This is a genomic window from Paenibacillus sp. FSL H7-0714, assembly GCF_038003765.1.
Lineage (GTDB): Bacteria > Bacillota > Bacilli > Paenibacillales > Paenibacillaceae > Paenibacillus_AQ.
The window spans coordinates 4,292,592-4,310,800 of the sequence record NZ_JBBOPT010000001.1 but is presented as its reverse complement, the minus strand read 5'-3'; the positions used below and the strand labels follow the sequence as shown (position 1 = coordinate 4,310,800).

The following is an 18,209-nucleotide window of genomic DNA, read 5'->3' as shown; positions in this document are numbered from 1 at the left end:
TATAGGATTGTTATCATACTATTGAAAATTGAGATGTGGGAGGTTGAACTTGAATGCTGGAGTCGAATGGTATTCAGAGTACTTATCAGGACCGTCAACAAGAAATCATTATAAGTATAGCGCTGGAAGCGCAGAGACGGCCTCTGCTTGAGAGTGGACTCTGGTTCCACGATGATGTGCGAAATAACTTTTATTATGCCTCATATCTTTTTGCAGCTGCAGTAGATGATTCTTTGTCGTTGCCTTTTGACCGGGAAGAAGCGAAACAGAAGGCACAGGATGTGTTACTAGAGACATTAATGCTACAGAATCGTCAACCTGGCACGGAGCTATACGGGCACTGGCCGCTTGGATTGAATCCGGTTCCACGTGAGGCTTCGCCGCATGAATTGCCTGTGGAAATTATGGGCAGTCTGATGGCCTACTTTTGCAAAAGATATGGTGGAGCACTAAACGCTCAACTTCGCATTGTCCTGAATACAGCATTTGGACACATTTATCGGAGTGATTTCTACCGTAAGCCGGTAATCACTTTTGGACATCATGAAGCGAAATATACAGCAGCAAAGCTGATTTTTGGCACTATGTTTGCAGATGATGTGCTCGTTGAGGATGGTCGGCAAAGTTTGAAGGACACATTGACATACATCCGCTCTAAGGGTATGCCAGAATACGGCAGTCTCCCGTGGTTCTGGCATTGGATACAAGCGTTTACCTGCGCTTTGGAGCTTGTCCCAACAGAGGATACGGATTTAATAACTACTCTTAAAGACATGCTTGATCATCTTTGGAAGGTAAGAGCAGAGTTTTATTTACATGGTGCTTGGGTGGGTGCACATTCTAGAGGTTGGCCACATGATGTACCAGGGGATGCTAATGTGCTTCATGACTATGTTCAGTTCGGGGACTTCAAGCTTTCAGAGGCAATGCCACGCACGGAATACGCTGGACTCCTATTCTATAAAGCACCAGATGAGGCTTTAACAGCTGCAATGAATCGGCGGACGCCAGTGGAAACCACCAAGATTACACAGAAGGTAGTCCCAGCAGATCCGAACGCTCAACCGTTGCTTCATTCCTATGCCTATATTACAGAGGATTTTGCAGCAGGCGGGATGTGGGAACGAGTAGAGGAATTTGATAATGAACAGCTCCGTTGGACTTTCTCTCTGCCTGTGAATGGAGAAGGAGGGTCCAACCAGCTATTTTTCTTCCATCCAGGTCAAGGCTACAATGAGGGAGATCCTCGCCATCAGAGCCGTTATATGGAGGTCCTCTATCACAAGAATGTAGTTATTTCTTTATTTCCCATTCCTCAGGGGGAAAAGAATACGATCATCGGTGTTCTTCCTCATGGGGATTGGATGCAAGACCCGAACGCCTTATTCGGTCAGGTTGGGGATGTCTATTTCGCAATATATTTATCTCAATCGTACCAGCTACAGGAACGTCCGGGATACATTGAGGTAACCGTTCAAGGGATGCCGGGTGGGGTGATCGTTGAGGCGATCGGTGTTAAGGAGTCTGCAGAGCGTGGCATCATCGGACTGGATGCATTCGTAATAGCAATGGCCCATAATGAACCCCAATTTGAGATGGAAGGCGGCTTGGCGGCTCATTATACGACCAGTAATGGCGATAGATTGCATTTGAGTATGAAGAGCGAGTCAGAGCAACCGCGAGCTTTGCTGAATGGTGTGAAGATCTCTTTGGAGAACTATACGGTTTAATAAGAACTCAACATAGTTGTGAGTTAAGTTTGGATGGAGTCGACCTAAAGGTCGGCTTTTTTATATTATAAATGCGCATACTATGCTATAGCTTCAATTGGAAATTTACTCCTAATAAAAACCAGCTTTCCTTTAAGGGCAAGGCTTTCGTAATCTTATTTGAAATTAATTACATTAATCTCTAATTTTATGAGAGACATTTATCACAATAAAGGTTAATATCTAAGTGAGACATATGAATGAATGCGCTTTCTTAAATCCGTTCAAACCTAACTCAAAGAATGCGAGGGATTTACTGTGACAGGAACTGAATTTCGTGTAGAAAATGATTTTCTAGGCAGCAAACAAGTAGATAAGAACGCATACTATGGGATTCAGACATTACGCGCAGTAGAGAATTTTCCAATTACGGGTTATAGAGTGCACAATGAATTAATCAAAGCGATGGGGATCGTAAAGAAAGCCGCTGCGCTTGCAAATATGGAAATCGGCAGGCTCTATCGTGGGCTTGGAGAAGTTGTTGTGAAAGCAGCAGATGAGATCATCGAAGGTCAATGGCACGAACAATTTATTGTAGACCCTATACAGGGTGGTGCAGGTACCTCGTTAAATATGAATGCCAATGAAGTCATTGCTAACCGAGCATTAGAGCTGCTTGGTCATGAAAAAGGAGACTATCGTCATTTAAGTCCCAACTCTCATGTGAATATGGCGCAGTCTACAAATGATGCATTCCCGACGGCTATTCATATTGCGACGCTTTCTCTTCTGGAACAACTGCTTGTTACAATGCGCAGAATGCATGAGGTGTTTGCAGACAAAGCCAAGGAATTCGATCCGGTTATAAAAATGGGACGCACGCATCTACAAGATGCGGTGCCGATTCGTCTGGGCCAAGAGTTCGAGGCTTATCGCAGAGTACTTGAGAGAGATATCAAACGTATTGAACATACACGTCATCATTTGTATGAAGTGAATATGGGGGCAACGGCTGTAGGAACTGGATTAAATGCTGACCCTCGATATATCGAAGTGGTTGTAGAGCATTTGGCTGAAATAAGTGGATTGCCGCTAGTTACTGCAGATCATCTTGTGGATGCTACGCAAAATACAGATGCATACACAGAAGTATCTGCTGCCTTAAAAGTCTGCATGATGAACATGTCAAAGATTGCTAATGATCTTCGACTCATGGCCTCCGGCCCGCGGACAGGGTTTAATGAAATTTCACTACCTGCTCGCCAGCCTGGTTCCTCCATTATGCCAGGTAAAGTTAATCCGGTTATGGCAGAGGTCATCAATCAGGTAGCTTTTCAAGTGATAGGAAATGACCATACAATCTGTCTGGCTTCCCAAGCGGGTCAACTGGAACTGAATGTTATGGAGCCAGTTCTAGTGTTTAATCTCATTCAGTCCATCAGCATCATGAACAACTCCTTCCAAGTCTTCACAGATTTCTGTCTGGCTGGTATTGAAGCCAATAAAGAGAAGCTAGAGCGGGATGTGGAGCGGAGTGTCGGAATCATTACTGCGGTTAACCCACATTTGGGCTACGAAGTGGTTTCACGTATTGCTCGTGAGGCGATTTTGACAGGAGAATCTGTTCGTGAATTGTGCCTTAAGTATAATGTGTTATCCGAGGAAGAGCTCAATCTGATTCTGGACCCATACGAAATGACGCATCCAGGAATCGCAGGCTCAGCTTTATTGCAGAAGCAATAGGGGATTACCTAACCGTTAATCGCTGACTTTGTCATCCATGTCCAACGATATTTAAAAAGAACCTACTTCAACGTTAGTTAGAAGTAGGTTCTTTTTGTGTTTCAGGCTTACAGGAAAAAGAATGAGCGTAATAGACCACGTTTTCTTGGTGGAGAGGGCAACCTTGCAGTAGTAACGGGATGGGAAGCTTCATTAGATGTGAAGGCGTTGCCTTTTGAAACTTGCATTGGTTCTAGGGTTGCCGCTAATTGTTTGATCATTATCCGCAGATCTTCAAGCTCCTCACGCTGCTGAAGCAACTGTATCATGACTACTTCGTCAGCTTTTTGATCGAGTGTACGTTCAATATAATGAATCCGGGATAATATATCTTGCATAGGCTCAGCGTCTGTGGGATGAAGTGGATCTTGCGGTGACGTGGACATCTGCTTTTCATTCGAGTCAGTTAATTGAATACTCTCTAGTGGTTCTCCGTGATTAATGCGGTCTTTAATATGACTAAGCAAGCTGATTTGCTGCTCTGAGAATGTATAGTGGCCAAACCGGTCTTTTGGGAAAAAATCAGGGAACATAGCAGCCCAACGTTTGATCGTAGTCTGGCTAACGGACAGCAGCTCTGCGGCATCCTTTGTTTTCAGAATTTCCATTTTGATTCCTCCAGTTCAGGTAGTCATGTTATGAGTAATTCGTTGTTCAATTGCTGCTCCCTGCAAGGTTGACAAAGGAAGTGCGGATTCGATAAACAAAGTGTAATTACGAGCAATCTCACCATTCTTGTATTTCACTATCTTGCTTTTACATTCTAGAATGAGTACAGATGACCCAGTAGCGGGGTATACTTGGTTTAGAGGTGAATCGTATGGATAAGAGTGGAGAAGTGGAAAAGATGACTGAGGAGCAATGGCAGGCTATTTTGCAAAATGATGCAGCTTATAACGAAAAATTCTTTTATGCTGTGAAGACTACGGGAATCTTTTGCCGACCTTCCTGTAAGTCCAAAGCACCTAATCGAGAGAATGCACGTATCTTTCAAAATGCAGAACAAGCATTAGAATCTGGATTTCGTCCCTGTAAAAGATGCAAACCGACGGGTGAGCGGCTACCGGATAAGGAATGGGTGGCTGTAATGACTGAATATATCGACAAACATTATCATGAACCTCTTTCTCTTGAAACGCTGGCAGAAGTCTGTCATGGAAGCCCTTATCATCTGCATCGAACCTTCAAGAAAGTAACGGGAATCACTCCAGTGGATTATATACAGCAAAAGAGAATCGATCAGGCATCTGAATATTTGGTTACCACGGCTCGGGATGTAGCTGATATTGGATTACATGTGGGTCTGCCAAATACGTCGTATTTTATTACCTTATTTAAGAAAAAGACGGGGCTTACCCCAATGAAGTATCGACAGCTTAACAAATTAGAATTAACGAATCATTCTGAATTATTCTTGGAGGTACAGAAAAATGGAGAGTAGACCAAGTGCAATCCTATACTGGACATTGCTAGCTTATAAGGAATGGAGTTTCTATATCGCAGCGTCGGAGAAAGGATTAAGTTATGTGGGGTCGCAGCAGAAGCCATTCGAAGAAATGAGTGACTGGATCAGCCGTAGATTTCCTGAAAGTAAACTGGTGCAGGACGATGAGAAAATGGTTCCATTTGTACAGGAACTGATCGAATATTTGCAAGGGGTACGGCAGGCATTCAGCATTCCTTTTGACTATCGGGGGACTCCATTTCAACTCGCGGTGTGGAAAGCGTTATGTGAAATCCCATATGGACAAACGTGGTCTTATTCGGACATCGCCACACATATTCAAAAGCCTGCTGCAGTGCGCGCGGTAGGGACGGCCATAGGTGCAAATCCGATACTAATTACGGTGCCCTGCCACCGAGTCATTGGCAAGAATGGAACTTTAACTGGCTACCGCGGGGGATTAGAGATGAAGACTAGGCTGCTTAATTTGGAAAGTGGAAAGAGTGCTCTAGAATTATGAATATTGAGATCCAGTACAAAACCCCAAAGACCTTACTAAATAAAGGGACGGGTTATCTGAACGGATATAGTCATTCTTTAAACCCATATACCGGCTGTACTTATGGCTGTTCTTATTGTTATGTGCGTCAAATGCCTGTTTCACTGTTTCGCCAAGAGGAATGGGGAACGTGGGTAGATGTCAAACAAGAAGCTGCAGCTATCTTACGCAAAGAACTCCTGAAAGCAAAGTCCAAAGGAACGGTCTCCATCTTTATGTCCTCTAGTACAGATCCATACCAACCGATAGAGCACAAGGAGCAGGTAACCAGGGCTTTGCTGGAGGTTATGGTGGAGACCCCGCCCGATTTTCTGTTCGTGCAGACGCGCAGTCCGCTCGTACGCAGAGATATAGATTTATTATTACGCTTAGAAGACAAGGTTCGCGTGAGTATGACTGTAGAGACGGATCGTGAAGATATTCGCAAAAAATTCACACCAAGTGCTCCGCCCATTTCAGCAAGATTAAAGACACTGAAATTACTGCGTGAAGCGGGCATTCCTGTTCAAGCAACCATCGCTCCGGTATTGCCAAGCAGCACTTCTTTTCCAGAGATCCTAAGGGGTTTGGTGGATAGGGTCTGTATCGACGATTATTTTATGGGAGATGGCAGTGGGGGCAAACGGACACGGAGATTAGGTATTTATTCCCTTTATGAAGAGCTGCAATTGGAAGAATGGTACGATCCGGCGGCTTATCGCAGGGTGTACGATGGACTCCAGAGTGTTTTTAATGAAGATGAGCTTTTCTTGAGCCAGAAGGGGTTCGAGCCTTAAACTGAAACATGATATAATAAACGAGAGCATTCATACTTAGTATTTTAAAATACTTAATACCTGTAATCGCTTATTGGAGGAGTAGAGTGGCAAAAGCAAAAGTGGCCAAGCGGCCCACAAGAGATGAATTTGTACTTGAGGAGCTAGGCAATCAGTTAGTTGAAGCCAAGCAAGAAGGTTCTGAGATTTTATTGACCGTATGGGGAAAAGAAGAACAGGTGCGCGGAACGATTGTAGAAATGGACTCGCGGACAGGAAAAGTACACATCAGTAAAAACGAAGGTATCGAAAAAGTTCCGTTTATGGATATTATGCAAGTTAATTATCCCAGAGATTAATGGGAACGCAGCAATAAGAGGTCCTGTGAGCCATGTTGGCTTTGGGGCCTCTTTGACCATATAGTATCGAATAGATTAAAGAGAGGTAGATCAGATATGGCAGTAACCAAAACCAACGCGATGCGAATGCTAGATGCGAAGAAAATTGGATATGAAGTGTTTTTTTATGACAACGAGGATGGACTAATCCATGGTACGGCAGTTGCGGAGAAGATTGGAAAGGCGGCAGAGACGGTTTTTAAAACTTTGGTCGCTCATAGCGGAGCAAATCTTTATGTATTTGTTATACCGGTTGCTGAGGAGCTGGATCTCAAAAAGGCGGCCAAGGCCGCCGGAGAGAAAAAGATTGAGATGCTGCCAGTGAAGGACTTGCAGAAGTGGACGGGTTATATCCGTGGTGGATGTTCACCAGTCGGTATGAAAAAGCTATATCCAACGTTCATTGATAGCAGCGCAGAAAGTCAGGAAACGATAGCCGTTAGCGCCGGAAAAATTGGTCAACAAATGGATGTATCACCGCAGCTTCTTGCAGGGGTAACAAATGCGAAATTCACAGATCTAATTAAATAGATGAGCAACAAGAAGACCTAAATACTCCTTCAAGGCTGTGCCTGTAGTGGAGATGGCTCCTGGCGAAGGAGTGAACTTTGAGGGTTGCAACGAAAATTGTGCGCTGGCGATATAATCTGTAGGAAAAGCTTGCGCTGTTAGCCCTGCATTCTTGAAGTGCTGCATCGAGCGGGGCATATGAAACCCTGAAGTGACTAGTACAGGACGCTTAAGTCCCATCTCTTGTAGGATTGCGGCGGTATTTACAGCATTCTGCTCCGTGTTAAGAGATTGATTGTCGGTCAGGATATCCTCTTCGGGGACACCGAGTCCAAGGAGTTGTCTTTTGGCGATATCCGCTTCATTGCCGCTGTCGGAGAAGACTTGTCCACCAGAGAATAGGATGGGTAAACCACTTGCATTATGTAGTCGTACAGCTGTAATTAGCCGATTCGCTGCTGATCCATATAAGTTGCCCTCGCCATCAATATCCGGTGTCCCAGAGCTTGCACCTCCACCAAGCACAACGATGACATCTCCTTGCAATGTATCCGGTTGAGGATATTTTCGTTCTAAACCTCCGATTAACGCATCGCTGACTAAGGAAGTCATGGAGAAATACATAAGCAGTGTAACGCCAAGCAGGACAAGCGCAGGACGACGGTTCTTTTTCCATAACCAAATGATAAGACCGAGCAGAAGTAGGATGAAAAGTCCTGGAGGAAGCACAAAGCTGTATACAAATTTGATGATGTAAATCAACAGTATCAACCGCCTTCGTAAAGTATGAGTTCAGGTTGTATTGTAACATGAGTTGGGGTGTTCGAAGTTGCACAAAAGACCGAAACGGTCTTTTTTTATTTGATGAGAAGCCTAATCTAGAACTAGATTGGGAGCGGCATTAAGCTAAAGAGAAGGATAGCTGAATAAATTTTCCCTAAAATCCCCAACCTTTTTCATTTTCGCTGCAGTATATATTTAAGTGCCACCGATAAGAAGGAGGAATTTATTGATAACCTCGCAAGTAGCAGTTCACCCAAGTGAGGGAAAAGTTTTTTCCTCTTTTTATGAACCAAAATACGAGAACTGGTGAATAAGAAGTGAAAGGAAAAACGAGGAGGTCTTTTAAGTGAAAGAAAATCATCATTTTCCAATACCCAAGGAAGGAGGTCCAGTTGATTTTGAAACACTTGTTCAACCTCACTTAACTAGTGCATTTCGAGTCGCTTTTTTGATCGTTCATGATTATCATCTAGCTCAGGATGCCGTTCAAGAAGCACTATGGGAAGCGTATAAATCACTTTATCGATATGATAAACGAAAAGGGACATCGTTTCGAGCTTGGTTTATAAAAATTGTGACACATCGTGCACTTAATATGGTGCGTAGAAAGAAAAATACGGAAGAATATTTGGACTCTATTGACCCTGGGCAAAACCCATTGGAGAGTATTCTTCAAAAGGAGAAAGAGCAACAGATTTGGCGAGCGATTCAGATGATGACGCTGAAACATCGCTCAGTAGTTATCCTTTACTATTATGAGGAGTTTAGTATAGCTGAAATTGCAAAAATCCTTGGTGTATTTGAGGGAACGGTAAAATCAAGGCTACATAAGGCCAGAAACTTAATTGCTGAAAAAATACAAGTTAACAAAGAAACACAAGTATTTACCGAGATGGGAGTGAACATGCATGACTAATCTTGACAAACAAATTGCACAGACTCTAAAAAATGTTGCTGGAGAATTGGATCAGCCTAGTTTTGTGATTCCTGACCAAGTGGTAGCCTATAAAAGAAAAAGGTCGCGTTTACTAGGCACTTTGGTACTTCCTGTCTTAATCAGCTGCGCTTTGCTTTTAACGATATCGGTGAGTCCTACCTTTGCGGCCTATGTTAAATCGTTATTTAATGGTTCTGATAAAGAACTGCAATATGCAGCACAGGAAGGTTTTTCACAGAAGGTAAATGCCTCTGTTACTGATCGGGGCTATACTCTTGAAATAGAGGAGATATTAGCTGATCCGATGAGAATTGTGGCTGTTTATTCGATCAAGGATCAGCAAAAGAACTTTATTCATCCGGATAAGCTTCACATAAGTAACGTAGAGGTAACAGATTTGAAAGGGAATGTAATTAAAAAAACTAAAACTTATATGGTAGAAATCCAAGAAAATTACGGATATCTCACTCTAAAAAAACCGGGGGAAACAGAAGAACAAAACCTTTTATTACAGTTCGAGGGGAATCAGATCGACTCTGTTAAAGGAAATTGGGCCTTAAAGATTCCTATTGATTTAGAAAAAGCAATTAAGGCATCCAAGGTGCTACCAATCGATAAGACGTATACCACACCACAGGGACTGCAAATCAATCTAAATAGCATTATGCATTCACCGACTGCTGCCCGTGTGGATTATGAAACGAAATGGACGGAAGAGGCAAAGAAAAGATTAGTAGAGGAAAGTAAACAAGTGAAAGGAAAACTAGATTCAGTTGATCCTTATGTTCGCTATGATGATTATAAACTGAATTTTCATGTTGAAAATGAAAAAGGAGAGAAAGTAAAAGATTTAACTAGGGCGCTTGATATTTCACGCAAGGCCGTGGGAGAATACGGTCATTCTAATCGGAAGTATGGATTTGCTCCCCTGTCTCCTGATCATCAATATACACTAGTATTGGATTCTTTAGAAAAAACAGAACCGTATGCGCTAGGCGTATCATTTGAGCCAAAACAGCTTGCTGAAAAACCTGTAAGAGTAGATGAGGGTGGCAAAACGATTGAGATCATGTCCGTAACCTTTGACGAACCATTAAATGAAGCATCTCCAAAGAATGAGAAGCACGCTACTATTTTACTAGAGGCTTATTTAAAGGATATATCATATATTAATCTAGCAGATACGATCTTAGTGGATGATGACACAGATAAAATTATTAATCGTTTTGGTTGGACTATAAAGGATGAAAAGGACAAAATATACAATGTAACAGGTGGAGATTTTAAAATGATTGGAAAGGATGAACAAGGCAGAAATCATATCCGAATAAAACTGCAAAGTGATGAAATGAAAGAACTCCCTCAAAAGCTCAGTCTTACTTCAGAATTGGCAAAAAAGAGCTATGACCTGGATTGGAAAGTACCATTGCCAATGCCAAAAGAAGATAAATAAGAAAAGCGAAAGCGGAAAATCATGGCCTTTTAATCGTTTAACAGTGTCTGGTAGCAGCCGTTCGAGTCTGTTCAACTAACGGGGAACGAAAGTTACTTAAAACAAGGAGCAGATCGCCGCGGCAGCTGCTCTTTGTCTTATTGAGCGATAAAGGAGACGGGTGAATTATATGCCAAATGATTATGTTTGGGGGATTTTCGTTGCTGATGCTTCAACTGATTTTCCGAATTTCTTTCCAATCGGTATTTATACCACGCGTGAGTTAGCCATTAATGAAGTCGAAGCTTTACCAAGAGATCACAATTATCAATTACTTCGAATGCCGCTAAATAATAACTTCGCATATTACCATAGAAAGAGTAGTAAGTTGGTTGGAATGAATACGATCCATCATGAACATTTTCATTTCAAAGATGAAAGTTAACCGATAGCGGTTGCTTCGGCAGCCGGTTTTATTTGTTCAACTAACGGCAGGTTAGTTGAACTAAATTTTTATGTTAAAATGTGAATAAATCTGTTTATCGGGGTTGAATGATGATTAATTCGGCTGAAGAATTTGTAAGGTTAAGGCTTAGTGATAACATGGAGGAATATCTGAAGGCTGCATGGGATGAAGCACCTTTTGAGGTTTGGTTACAAGTAATTGAAACGTACCCTGAAATGCGTGAATGGGTAGCACATAATAAATCAATTCCTATTGAGATTATGGAAATTCTAGCTGACGATGCAGATGAAAGGGTTAGATTTAATGTTGCTACAAAAAATCGACTACCAGAAAGTTTACAAATGAAACTGGCAAAAGATTTAGATAGCTCAGTTAGAAAACGAATTGTCTATAACAAAAAAGCGACATTTCGAGTTTTAACTATTTTATTGAACGATGATGACGAAGATATAAGAGTACTGGCGAAGAATAGGGTTGATGAGGGACGACATAGGTAAACGTTAGTAGAATAGCGGTTGCTTAGGCAGCTGTTTATTATTTGTTCAACTAATGGGCAGGTTAGTGAGCCAAGGATAGATTGATGGAAAATGGTAAATATTAGATTGACAGCATGCTGTCGAATTGTACTGAAGCAATTATGAATATAATAGACAAACCAGAAGGTTCTAGATTATGCAGGAAATCGTATTGGACTACACCATATGTAAACTTCCTCAGAAAAATTAATGGAGTGTATCAATGGAAAATATATACAATGAATTGCATACAGCAGAAATACTGAACCGTATCGAGAATTTAAGTCCAAATTCAAAACCACAATGGGGAACAATGAATGTTGCTCAAATGTTGGCTCACTGCTCAGCATTTCAAGATATCGCATTGGGAAATTCCTTTCCCCCTAGATATTGGCTAGGAAGGTTAATAGGAAGGTTTGTGAATTCTATTTTCTATAATGACAAGCCGGTACCACACAATATGTCAACAATTCCGACCATACTTATTGTAGATGAAAGAGACTTTATGACAGAAAAAGAAAAACTGAAACAAAAGATTTTAACTTTCCAAAGAAACGGTCCGGAGAAATGTTCATCCCATCCGCATCCTTTTTTCGGCAAGTTTACTCCTGAGCAATGGGGTAAAGGGATTTATAAACATCTAGACCATCATTTAAGACAATTTGGTGCTTAGTATTTTTTTGCAATGATTAATAAATGTTCAGTTTTGTGCAGTAACACGGCTTCGCTGTACTAACGGGACTCGATAGAGGAATAGCGGTTGCTTCGGCAGCCGTTTTTTATTTGTTCACTAACGGTAGTATAGTTCAATTATAGTTGTTTTTTATTTCCAGACTTACAGTTTAAATATTAAAATGAGATTAATTGAATTAATAAGGGGCTTATCAGGATGAACAAGGGTAGAATCGTATTTTTGAACGGTGTTACGAGCTCTGGAAAAACATCAATAGTAGATGCTTTACAGTTAAAATCGCATGAATTTTTTTATGTTGTTGCCAATGACCTTTTTGAAGAAATGGTAGGTGAACGTTATCTTCGTGAAGATTATTGGAAGTATTTAAGTGAAGCAATTATCATGATGTATCATACAGCAAAATTATTTTCTGACCATGGTAAAAATGTACTTATTGATGGCATTATGGTAGAAAGGCCTGAGTTGAAACCGCATTATGAAAAAGTGAACAATATATTTTCTGGTTACCCATTATACATTGTTGAAGTGTTTTGCCCTTTAGACATTTGCCGTCAGAGAAATATTGCACGAGAAAATAGAACCGAGGACCATTCTGATTGGCAACACAAAATCATGGCAAAAGATATCCGGTATAATTGTAAAGTCAACACACATTTAAACACTTCCGAAGAATGTGCAGATTTGATTTTAAAAAGTATATTTGAAGATGAAGTTTGAATTACATGCTCGAGATGACACATTCCGGTAACGGGGAAGGTTAGTATAATAGCGGTTGCTTCGGCAGCCGTTTTTATTTGTTCAACTGTCGTCCAGGTTAATTTAACAAGGAACTTATATAAAGATGAAATTTGAAGGGAGAGATGAAATGATAGAATTATCTAAAGAAAACTACGCTCACGTTCTGCCACTGTTGAAAAATCTAGCATATGAACCTGTGTTTGCATATTCCGTAATTGAGCGAAATCAATCTGGAAAAGTGTTCGTTGATCACAACGAAAATCCTACCTGCAGTCTTATTATCAATTCATATGGACAGTATCTTTTGGTTAAGAGGGGCGACAATGAGTGCTTCATGAGCGATGTAGTTGAATTTTTGCGAAATAATCAAAATCATTCAAAATACTACGATCTTTATGCTTCAACACCTGAACTACTGTTTCAAATTAGCGAAAGCTTAGCGGGAAAGACTCTATTATTGCACCGTTCTTCTTTTACATTCGATCTATCAAAATTCCAACATCTAAAAAAACTTAACGCATTGCAAGAACAATTTGTTATGAAACAGATGGATAAAGCGCTATTCGATAAATACAAAAATGAAATGGACGCTTCTTATGATTCGCTATGGAGTTCGGCACAACACTTTTCGGATCGAGGATTTGGTTACTGTCTTATGGTGAATGATGATTTTGTAAGTGTTTGTAATTCTTATTTTGTAGGTGGAGGGTATGCAGATATCGATATCGTAACCGTGGATGAATACCAGAATAAAGGGCTAGCAACACTCACGGGTGCAGCATTTATCGAACATTGTCTGAACCATAATCTAGTGCCGAATTATAATTGTGACGCTGGCAATGAACGATCGATACAGCTAGCGAAAAAGTTAGGGTTTGCAAAAAAATATGATTTTCCAATGTTATGGTGGCATCAGGATCAGAGTATAATTAGTGATTATTTGAAAAGATTCAATTATTAAAAAAGAGAGTTTAAAACGAAAACTTTCCAAAATGACAGGAGTAAACCGGTGATAAAACTATTATTATATGAAAATACATGGGAGGTTTAGCTATGACGATTAACCGTGAGACCATTCTAAACGCAATTGTATCAGACCTTGGAATTGAAAATTATATTTTAGCTATCTGGCTAGAGGGTTCAGATGGTACTAAAACTTTGGACGAGTATTCTGATATCGATTTGGTGTGCTATACAAAAGAAGGCTGCATAGATGCTGCATTCACCCGGTTGGATGCCTGTATGCATCGATTAGGAAAAGTAGATATTGCCTATGAAGAAACTGGTCGACCCACAAATAACCGCTACAAGGTTTACCACCTACAGGAGTCATCAGATAGTCTCTTAGTTGATGTGACGATCCAAAGTGAGAGTGTCCCTGTTTTATTCATTAACGAAGACAAAACTGTCGTACCCGTTATATTGATAGATAAGACAGGTATCGTGAAGTATCAAAACGTTGATCACACGACTCACCATTCACAACTTCAATCACAATTGATACGTGCTCAGGGTATTTACAGTCAAAGGAACCGAGCTGTCAAATATACAAAACGCGGACTTTTTTTAGAGTCGTTGATTTACTATCATAAGTTTGTTGTGAATCCACTTGTAGATGTACTTCGGATAATCTATACACCATTCCAAGCTGACAGCTTCTTGGTTCATGGGTCTCGGGATTTTCCTGTCGAAGTGGTACTAACCTTGGAAAAGCTATATGGTGTAAGAACCGTAGAAGATATAGTAGATCGCATCGAATTGATAGACAAGTTGTTTCGTAATGCCGTAGCAGAGGCTCATGTCATGCTATTACAATCTAAAGAAAGCGAGAATTTAGCGGATACCAACCCATAAGCATTACTGGGTTATTGTGAGTGATCGCAGATACATAACTACGGGAACCCTACTAAAAATAGAAATTCAAAATGGAGCGATTGAATTGTTTATCCAATCATTTGAAGACGAAACACTTGAGCAATCTTTGTCCATATTTGTGGATACGGGGATTTAGATTTTCTCGTCTTAATTGGAGAGGACCTTAACCAAAATGAAATCGAACTTTTAAACAAACAAAGATCCAATTATAGATCATCCCTTCTTAGAAGATCCGTCGATAGACAAATCCCCAACCTCTATACCGATATGCTTGAGGATGCCTTTCTTACGATTAATATGCTGAATGGTGAAAAGGGCAGTGGCTTATGGTGGGGAACAAAGCGCGAATCCGTCTGGACGGAAAATAAATTAGACCTGTTCACCCTGTACACGATTAAGGAGCAGAGTATCTTGTTGTATGGTGAGTCCCATCTAGACAATATTCCATCGTACTCGAAGGAAGAGTTCATTAGTTTTTTTATGGAATATGCCAATTGCATGCGGAAGTTTGGCAAGGGGAATAGTCTATATTCCGTCGACTGGCTCTTATTAGCTTCTAAATTTATTGCTTGGTGGCAGGAAGGTGTCATCTTGTCTAAAAGCCATGCAGCAGACTGGGGGCTTTTACATCTTAGTAGCGGATGGAAAGAGAATTTGAAGAGATGCAAGGAGCTAAGGAAGGATCCATCCATGGTAACACGTTTAGAGTATTCCGAATGGTTGAGTAATTTGGAGCCAGCCATTATTGAAGCATCAAATGATCTGGACAGAGTTCTCGAAACAACAATTCATTAAACTAGAATCTTTTTAGTCCTATAAAAAAGACTGTTAATAATAGATTTTTCGCTAACAGAACACGTTAGTTAAGTGAAATAGCGACAGTCTAGAACTTTATTTCCATTGTCGATCGACCGAATGAAAGTAATGAAAGAAACTCCGAAAACCCACTATATTCAAGGGGTTTCGGAGTTCTTTTTTTAGAGTCAACCCTGCGCAGGGCTGCTCTTCATTTCATGGATTTTTTGGAGCGTATGAAGACACTTTGTTTTCTCGTCATCGTCCTCTGTGTGGAGATACCACTCTACAAGCCTGTACCCGAATATGAGAAGGATCAATTCGAAGACGCAATGATCGGCGATAGGGGATGCATCTGCATACTCCGAAAAACCTTTGTAATACGCAGGGACACATCGTTGGTAGTATTCGACCATGTGATCGATATCCGCTTCATCCGCAATCAAGCTTGCGAGATCCTCACCCATGTAGCCCCATCCGCATGTATCCCAGTCGATGAGCGCGATTTTCCCGTCGGCATAGATCAGATTGGTCACCCAGAAGTCCCGGTGGCATAGCACTAGGGGCAATTGCTCGATGCGGGCGAGTATCTCATCTGCGTGCTCATCGATGTCGATGAGCATTTGCCGCATGTGCTGCGGGAATTCACAGTCCTCCGAGCGTATATAATCGTAGACGACTGGCCACGACCGGTAATGCAGATACGTATTCTTCATGAGATCCGCATGACTCAGGTTTGTCAGGCTCTGCAGCACAGCGGGCTTTTCCGCATACAGCTTGCCTTGATAGCGTCCTAACTCCAGCGCCGCCTGTTCATACATGTCACCGGTTAAGTCTAAACCGGTTACGCCATCGATATATTCCAGCCACAGCTGGAATTCATTTTCTTCGGTATTCATCTCCGCATGGTAACATGTTGGCCAGCGGAAGATATCCGAGAACGTCATTCCCAAGTCAGACATATAGAGATCATATTCCCGGCGCCAGGAATCCGGATCGTTGTAACGTTCCCATTTCTTTTGAATTTTCAGCACGATACGGTACGGCATTTTTTCACCATCCGCGGTTTCGGCGATCCCGTTTACCAGGTGCACATTTCCCACAGTTCCGCCCTGTAACGGCATAGTTTGGCAGTCAGCCGAGATAATATCCTTCTTGAACTGTCGGCTTAAGGCATAGATCAGCGTTTCAAATTTAATATTCATTTCTTCCATCCTCCGTTTTTCTTCGTTTGCTTGCTTGACATAGCTATCGTTTTATTTCGAGCCCTCTTGTCGATGAGGTAGCTTGTTTTATCCTGGACATACTTGTGCTCATGCTGCTGGGCAACATAATACTCCCACCGTTCACGCGGCAACGAACCGTCGGCAAGCGCGGCGAGAACGGCACAGCCCGGCTCGCCCTGATGGCGGCAATCTGCAAACCGGCATTGCGGGAACCATTCCTCCACATCGGTAAAGCTTGCACGTATGCCTTCGCCGGCATCAAAAAGCCCAAGCTCACGCATTCCCGGCGTATCGATGACCATCGTACCGGAGGGGAGCATGAACAGCTGACGGTGCGTTGTCGTATGCCGCCCCCGGCTATCAACCTCTCGGATCGCCTGAACCCTCATTACGTCCTGTTCTATCAATGCATTGAGCAGAGATGATTTACCGACGCCGGACATGCCGAGAAAGACGACTGTTTTACCAGGCATCAAGTAGGGGGCGAGTTCGTTCAGCCCCAGGCCAGTATGACTGCAGACCACATGAACTGGCACATCAGGGATGCTTTGTGTAACTTCTGCGAGCGGGAGATTATAATCTTCAACGAGATCAGCCTTGGTCAGAATGACGACTGGCTGACTTCCGCTCTGTCTGACTTGTGTCAGGTACCGCATGAGGCGGGTAACGTTGAAATCCCAATTCAAAGAAGAAAGAATAAACACATAGTCAAAGTTGGTTGCAACGACCTGTTCCCGCACGGTTTTGGCGTAGCCTACGGCATGCCCTGAGTAATCTGCGCGTGAGAACTTGGAACGGCGGGGCAGTACCGTAACGATGAGCGAATCTCCGCTCTCGTTGTATTGCAGCAAGACGAAATCTCCGACGCATGGAAAATCTACGCGTGTTTCCACGCTGTGATAGAATGCTCCTTTGAGCACCGCCGTTACGTCGCCGCGCTCGGTCATGACCGTGAAGCGCTCGCGCCGAAGCTCCGTCACCCTGCCGGGCAATAATCCGTCGGGGATTGCTTCTATTTCTGTGTAGCCATAGGTTTTCAAATTCATCATAGTTTTTTTGTTAGCTCCTTTAATGTTGTTTTTGGACGCAAAAATGCCACGGACAAGCAGCCTCTAAAGAAGCTGCTGTCACGCGGCATCAGGACGCGAAAAAGACACGACCTTCATCGTATCTTGCAAACAGCAATATTCACGAAAGGTTACTTTGGATGGCATACCAAATAATAGGGGAGTTTCCCCGCTTTTTTCGTGTATGCCAACTATTAAGTTTTAAGACCAAACCACCATATAAGTAGTTGCCACTAAAACACATCTCCCTTCGTGTCAGGAACTTGCTTATCGCTAAGCTGTCTATAAAATAACCTATTTTGGAAAAAAAATCAATTCTTACTTTTCTCCAAATCGTAGTGGAGTACGAAAGAAAGTACCTACTGATGTTAAGTCAATAATCTATGGGAGGGTATATGAAAGATCGGCGAAATTGCAGGAATTGACAAGAAACTCATTGAATACTAGTAATTAATCATTGAACTAATCGGCAGGTTACGTGGCAGTTATTTACAAATAAAACCTAATGTCTATCTTCTTTTTAT

At 41.9% G+C, this 18,209-nt stretch carries 21 protein-coding genes; 17 read left to right on the top strand and 4 right to left on the bottom strand.

The window, feature by feature from the left end:
- Window positions 1-53: 53 nt before the first annotated feature.
- Window positions 54-1,730, top strand: a complete 1,677-nt coding sequence (locus tag NST34_RS19250; protein ID WP_341128581.1) for a hypothetical protein — start codon at window positions 54-56, stop codon at window positions 1,728-1,730.
- A 297-nt stretch (window positions 1,731-2,027) separates the two neighbouring features.
- Window positions 2,028-3,452, top strand: coding sequence for an aspartate ammonia-lyase (gene aspA / locus NST34_RS19245; RefSeq protein ID WP_042128747.1), 1,425 nt, complete (start codon window positions 2,028-2,030; stop codon window positions 3,450-3,452).
- Window positions 3,453-3,559: 107 nt separating this feature from the next.
- On the opposite strand, the gene NST34_RS19240 is transcribed toward aspA, so the two are convergent.
- Window positions 3,560-4,099, bottom strand: a complete 540-nt coding sequence (locus NST34_RS19240) for a MerR family transcriptional regulator (protein ID WP_076286206.1) — start codon at window positions 4,097-4,099, stop codon at window positions 3,560-3,562.
- Window positions 4,100-4,311: 212 nt separating this feature from the next.
- Between NST34_RS19240 and NST34_RS19235 the strand changes: the two genes are divergently transcribed.
- The 5 genes from NST34_RS19235 to ybaK all read left to right on the top strand — a co-directional run bounded on the left by NST34_RS19235 (window position 4,312) and on the right by ybaK (window position 7,178).
- Window positions 4,312-4,932, top strand: a complete 621-nt coding sequence (locus tag NST34_RS19235; RefSeq protein ID WP_341128580.1) for a bifunctional transcriptional activator/DNA repair enzyme AdaA — start codon at window positions 4,312-4,314, stop codon at window positions 4,930-4,932.
- The gene (locus NST34_RS19230) at window positions 4,922-5,455 is read left to right on the top strand and encodes a methylated-DNA--[protein]-cysteine S-methyltransferase (protein ID WP_341128579.1); all 534 of its coding nucleotides are present in this window, start codon (window positions 4,922-4,924) and stop codon (window positions 5,453-5,455) included. Before NST34_RS19235 ends, NST34_RS19230 begins: the two co-directional genes overlap by 11 nt.
- Entirely contained in the window at window positions 5,452-6,270 is an 819-nt protein-coding gene (locus NST34_RS19225; protein ID WP_341062070.1) for an SPL family radical SAM protein, read from the top strand. The genes NST34_RS19230 and NST34_RS19225 overlap by 4 nt, the downstream gene beginning before the upstream one ends.
- An 86-nt stretch (window positions 6,271-6,356) precedes the next feature.
- A complete protein-coding gene (locus NST34_RS19220) occupies window positions 6,357-6,608 on the top strand; it encodes a YolD-like family protein (RefSeq protein WP_042189285.1) in 252 nt (83 codons plus the stop codon).
- Between the two features lie 96 nt (window positions 6,609-6,704).
- A complete protein-coding gene (gene ybaK / locus NST34_RS19215) occupies window positions 6,705-7,178 on the top strand; it encodes a Cys-tRNA(Pro) deacylase (protein WP_341128578.1) in 474 nt (157 codons plus the stop codon).
- Here ybaK and NST34_RS19210 read toward each other — a convergent pair.
- A complete protein-coding gene (locus NST34_RS19210; protein WP_341128577.1) occupies window positions 7,167-7,919 on the bottom strand; it encodes a YdcF family protein in 753 nt (250 codons plus the stop codon). The genes ybaK and NST34_RS19210 overlap by 12 nt on opposite strands.
- 367 nt (window positions 7,920-8,286) lie before the next feature.
- On the opposite strand from NST34_RS19210, the gene NST34_RS19205 reads away from it, so the two are divergent.
- From NST34_RS19205 to NST34_RS19160, 10 genes are all read left to right on the top strand, one after another.
- Window positions 8,287-8,856: an RNA polymerase sigma factor gene (locus tag NST34_RS19205; RefSeq protein ID WP_339241986.1), complete on the top strand. Its 570-nt coding sequence runs from the start codon at window positions 8,287-8,289 to the stop codon at window positions 8,854-8,856.
- On the top strand, window positions 8,849-10,330 hold the full coding sequence (locus tag NST34_RS19200) for a DUF4179 domain-containing protein (protein ID WP_341128576.1): 1,482 nt from the start codon (window positions 8,849-8,851) through the stop codon (window positions 10,328-10,330). Before NST34_RS19205 ends, NST34_RS19200 begins: the two co-directional genes overlap by 8 nt.
- A 169-nt stretch (window positions 10,331-10,499) precedes the next feature.
- Entirely contained in the window at window positions 10,500-10,754 is a 255-nt protein-coding gene (locus NST34_RS19195; protein WP_341128575.1) for a hypothetical protein, read from the top strand.
- Between the two features lie 107 nt (window positions 10,755-10,861).
- On the top strand, window positions 10,862-11,272 hold the full coding sequence (locus NST34_RS19190) for a hypothetical protein (protein ID WP_218640896.1): 411 nt from the start codon (window positions 10,862-10,864) through the stop codon (window positions 11,270-11,272).
- A gap of 241 nt (window positions 11,273-11,513) precedes the next feature.
- Window positions 11,514-11,963 carry a DUF1569 domain-containing protein gene (locus tag NST34_RS19185; RefSeq protein WP_042189271.1) on the top strand — a complete coding sequence of 150 codons (450 nt, stop codon included), beginning with the start codon at window positions 11,514-11,516 and terminating at the stop codon, window positions 11,961-11,963.
- 216 nt (window positions 11,964-12,179) lie between these two features.
- Window positions 12,180-12,701, top strand: coding sequence for a phosphotransferase-like protein (locus NST34_RS19180; protein ID WP_341128574.1), 522 nt, complete (start codon window positions 12,180-12,182; stop codon window positions 12,699-12,701).
- 124 nt (window positions 12,702-12,825) lie between these two features.
- Window positions 12,826-13,683 carry a GNAT family N-acetyltransferase gene (locus NST34_RS19175; RefSeq protein WP_341128573.1) on the top strand — a complete coding sequence of 286 codons (858 nt, stop codon included), beginning with the start codon at window positions 12,826-12,828 and terminating at the stop codon, window positions 13,681-13,683.
- 92 nt (window positions 13,684-13,775) lie between these two features.
- A complete protein-coding gene (locus tag NST34_RS19170) occupies window positions 13,776-14,576 on the top strand; it encodes an aminoglycoside 6-adenylyltransferase (protein WP_341128572.1) in 801 nt (266 codons plus the stop codon).
- Between the two features lie 16 nt (window positions 14,577-14,592).
- Entirely contained in the window at window positions 14,593-14,733 is a 141-nt protein-coding gene (locus NST34_RS19165; protein WP_341128571.1) for a hypothetical protein, read from the top strand.
- Between the two features lie 131 nt (window positions 14,734-14,864).
- On the top strand, window positions 14,865-15,392 hold the full coding sequence (locus NST34_RS19160) for an aminoglycoside adenylyltransferase domain-containing protein (protein WP_341128570.1): 528 nt from the start codon (window positions 14,865-14,867) through the stop codon (window positions 15,390-15,392).
- 188 nt (window positions 15,393-15,580) lie between these two features.
- Here NST34_RS19160 and NST34_RS19155 read toward each other — a convergent pair whose 3' ends face one another.
- A complete protein-coding gene (locus NST34_RS19155; protein WP_341062081.1) occupies window positions 15,581-16,597 on the bottom strand; it encodes a phosphotransferase in 1,017 nt (338 codons plus the stop codon).
- Window positions 16,594-17,667, bottom strand: a complete 1,074-nt coding sequence (rsgA, locus tag NST34_RS19150; protein WP_341062082.1) for a ribosome small subunit-dependent GTPase A — start codon at window positions 17,665-17,667, stop codon at window positions 16,594-16,596. Before rsgA ends, NST34_RS19155 begins: the two co-directional genes overlap by 4 nt.
- Between the last annotated feature and the right edge of the window lie 542 nt (window positions 17,668-18,209).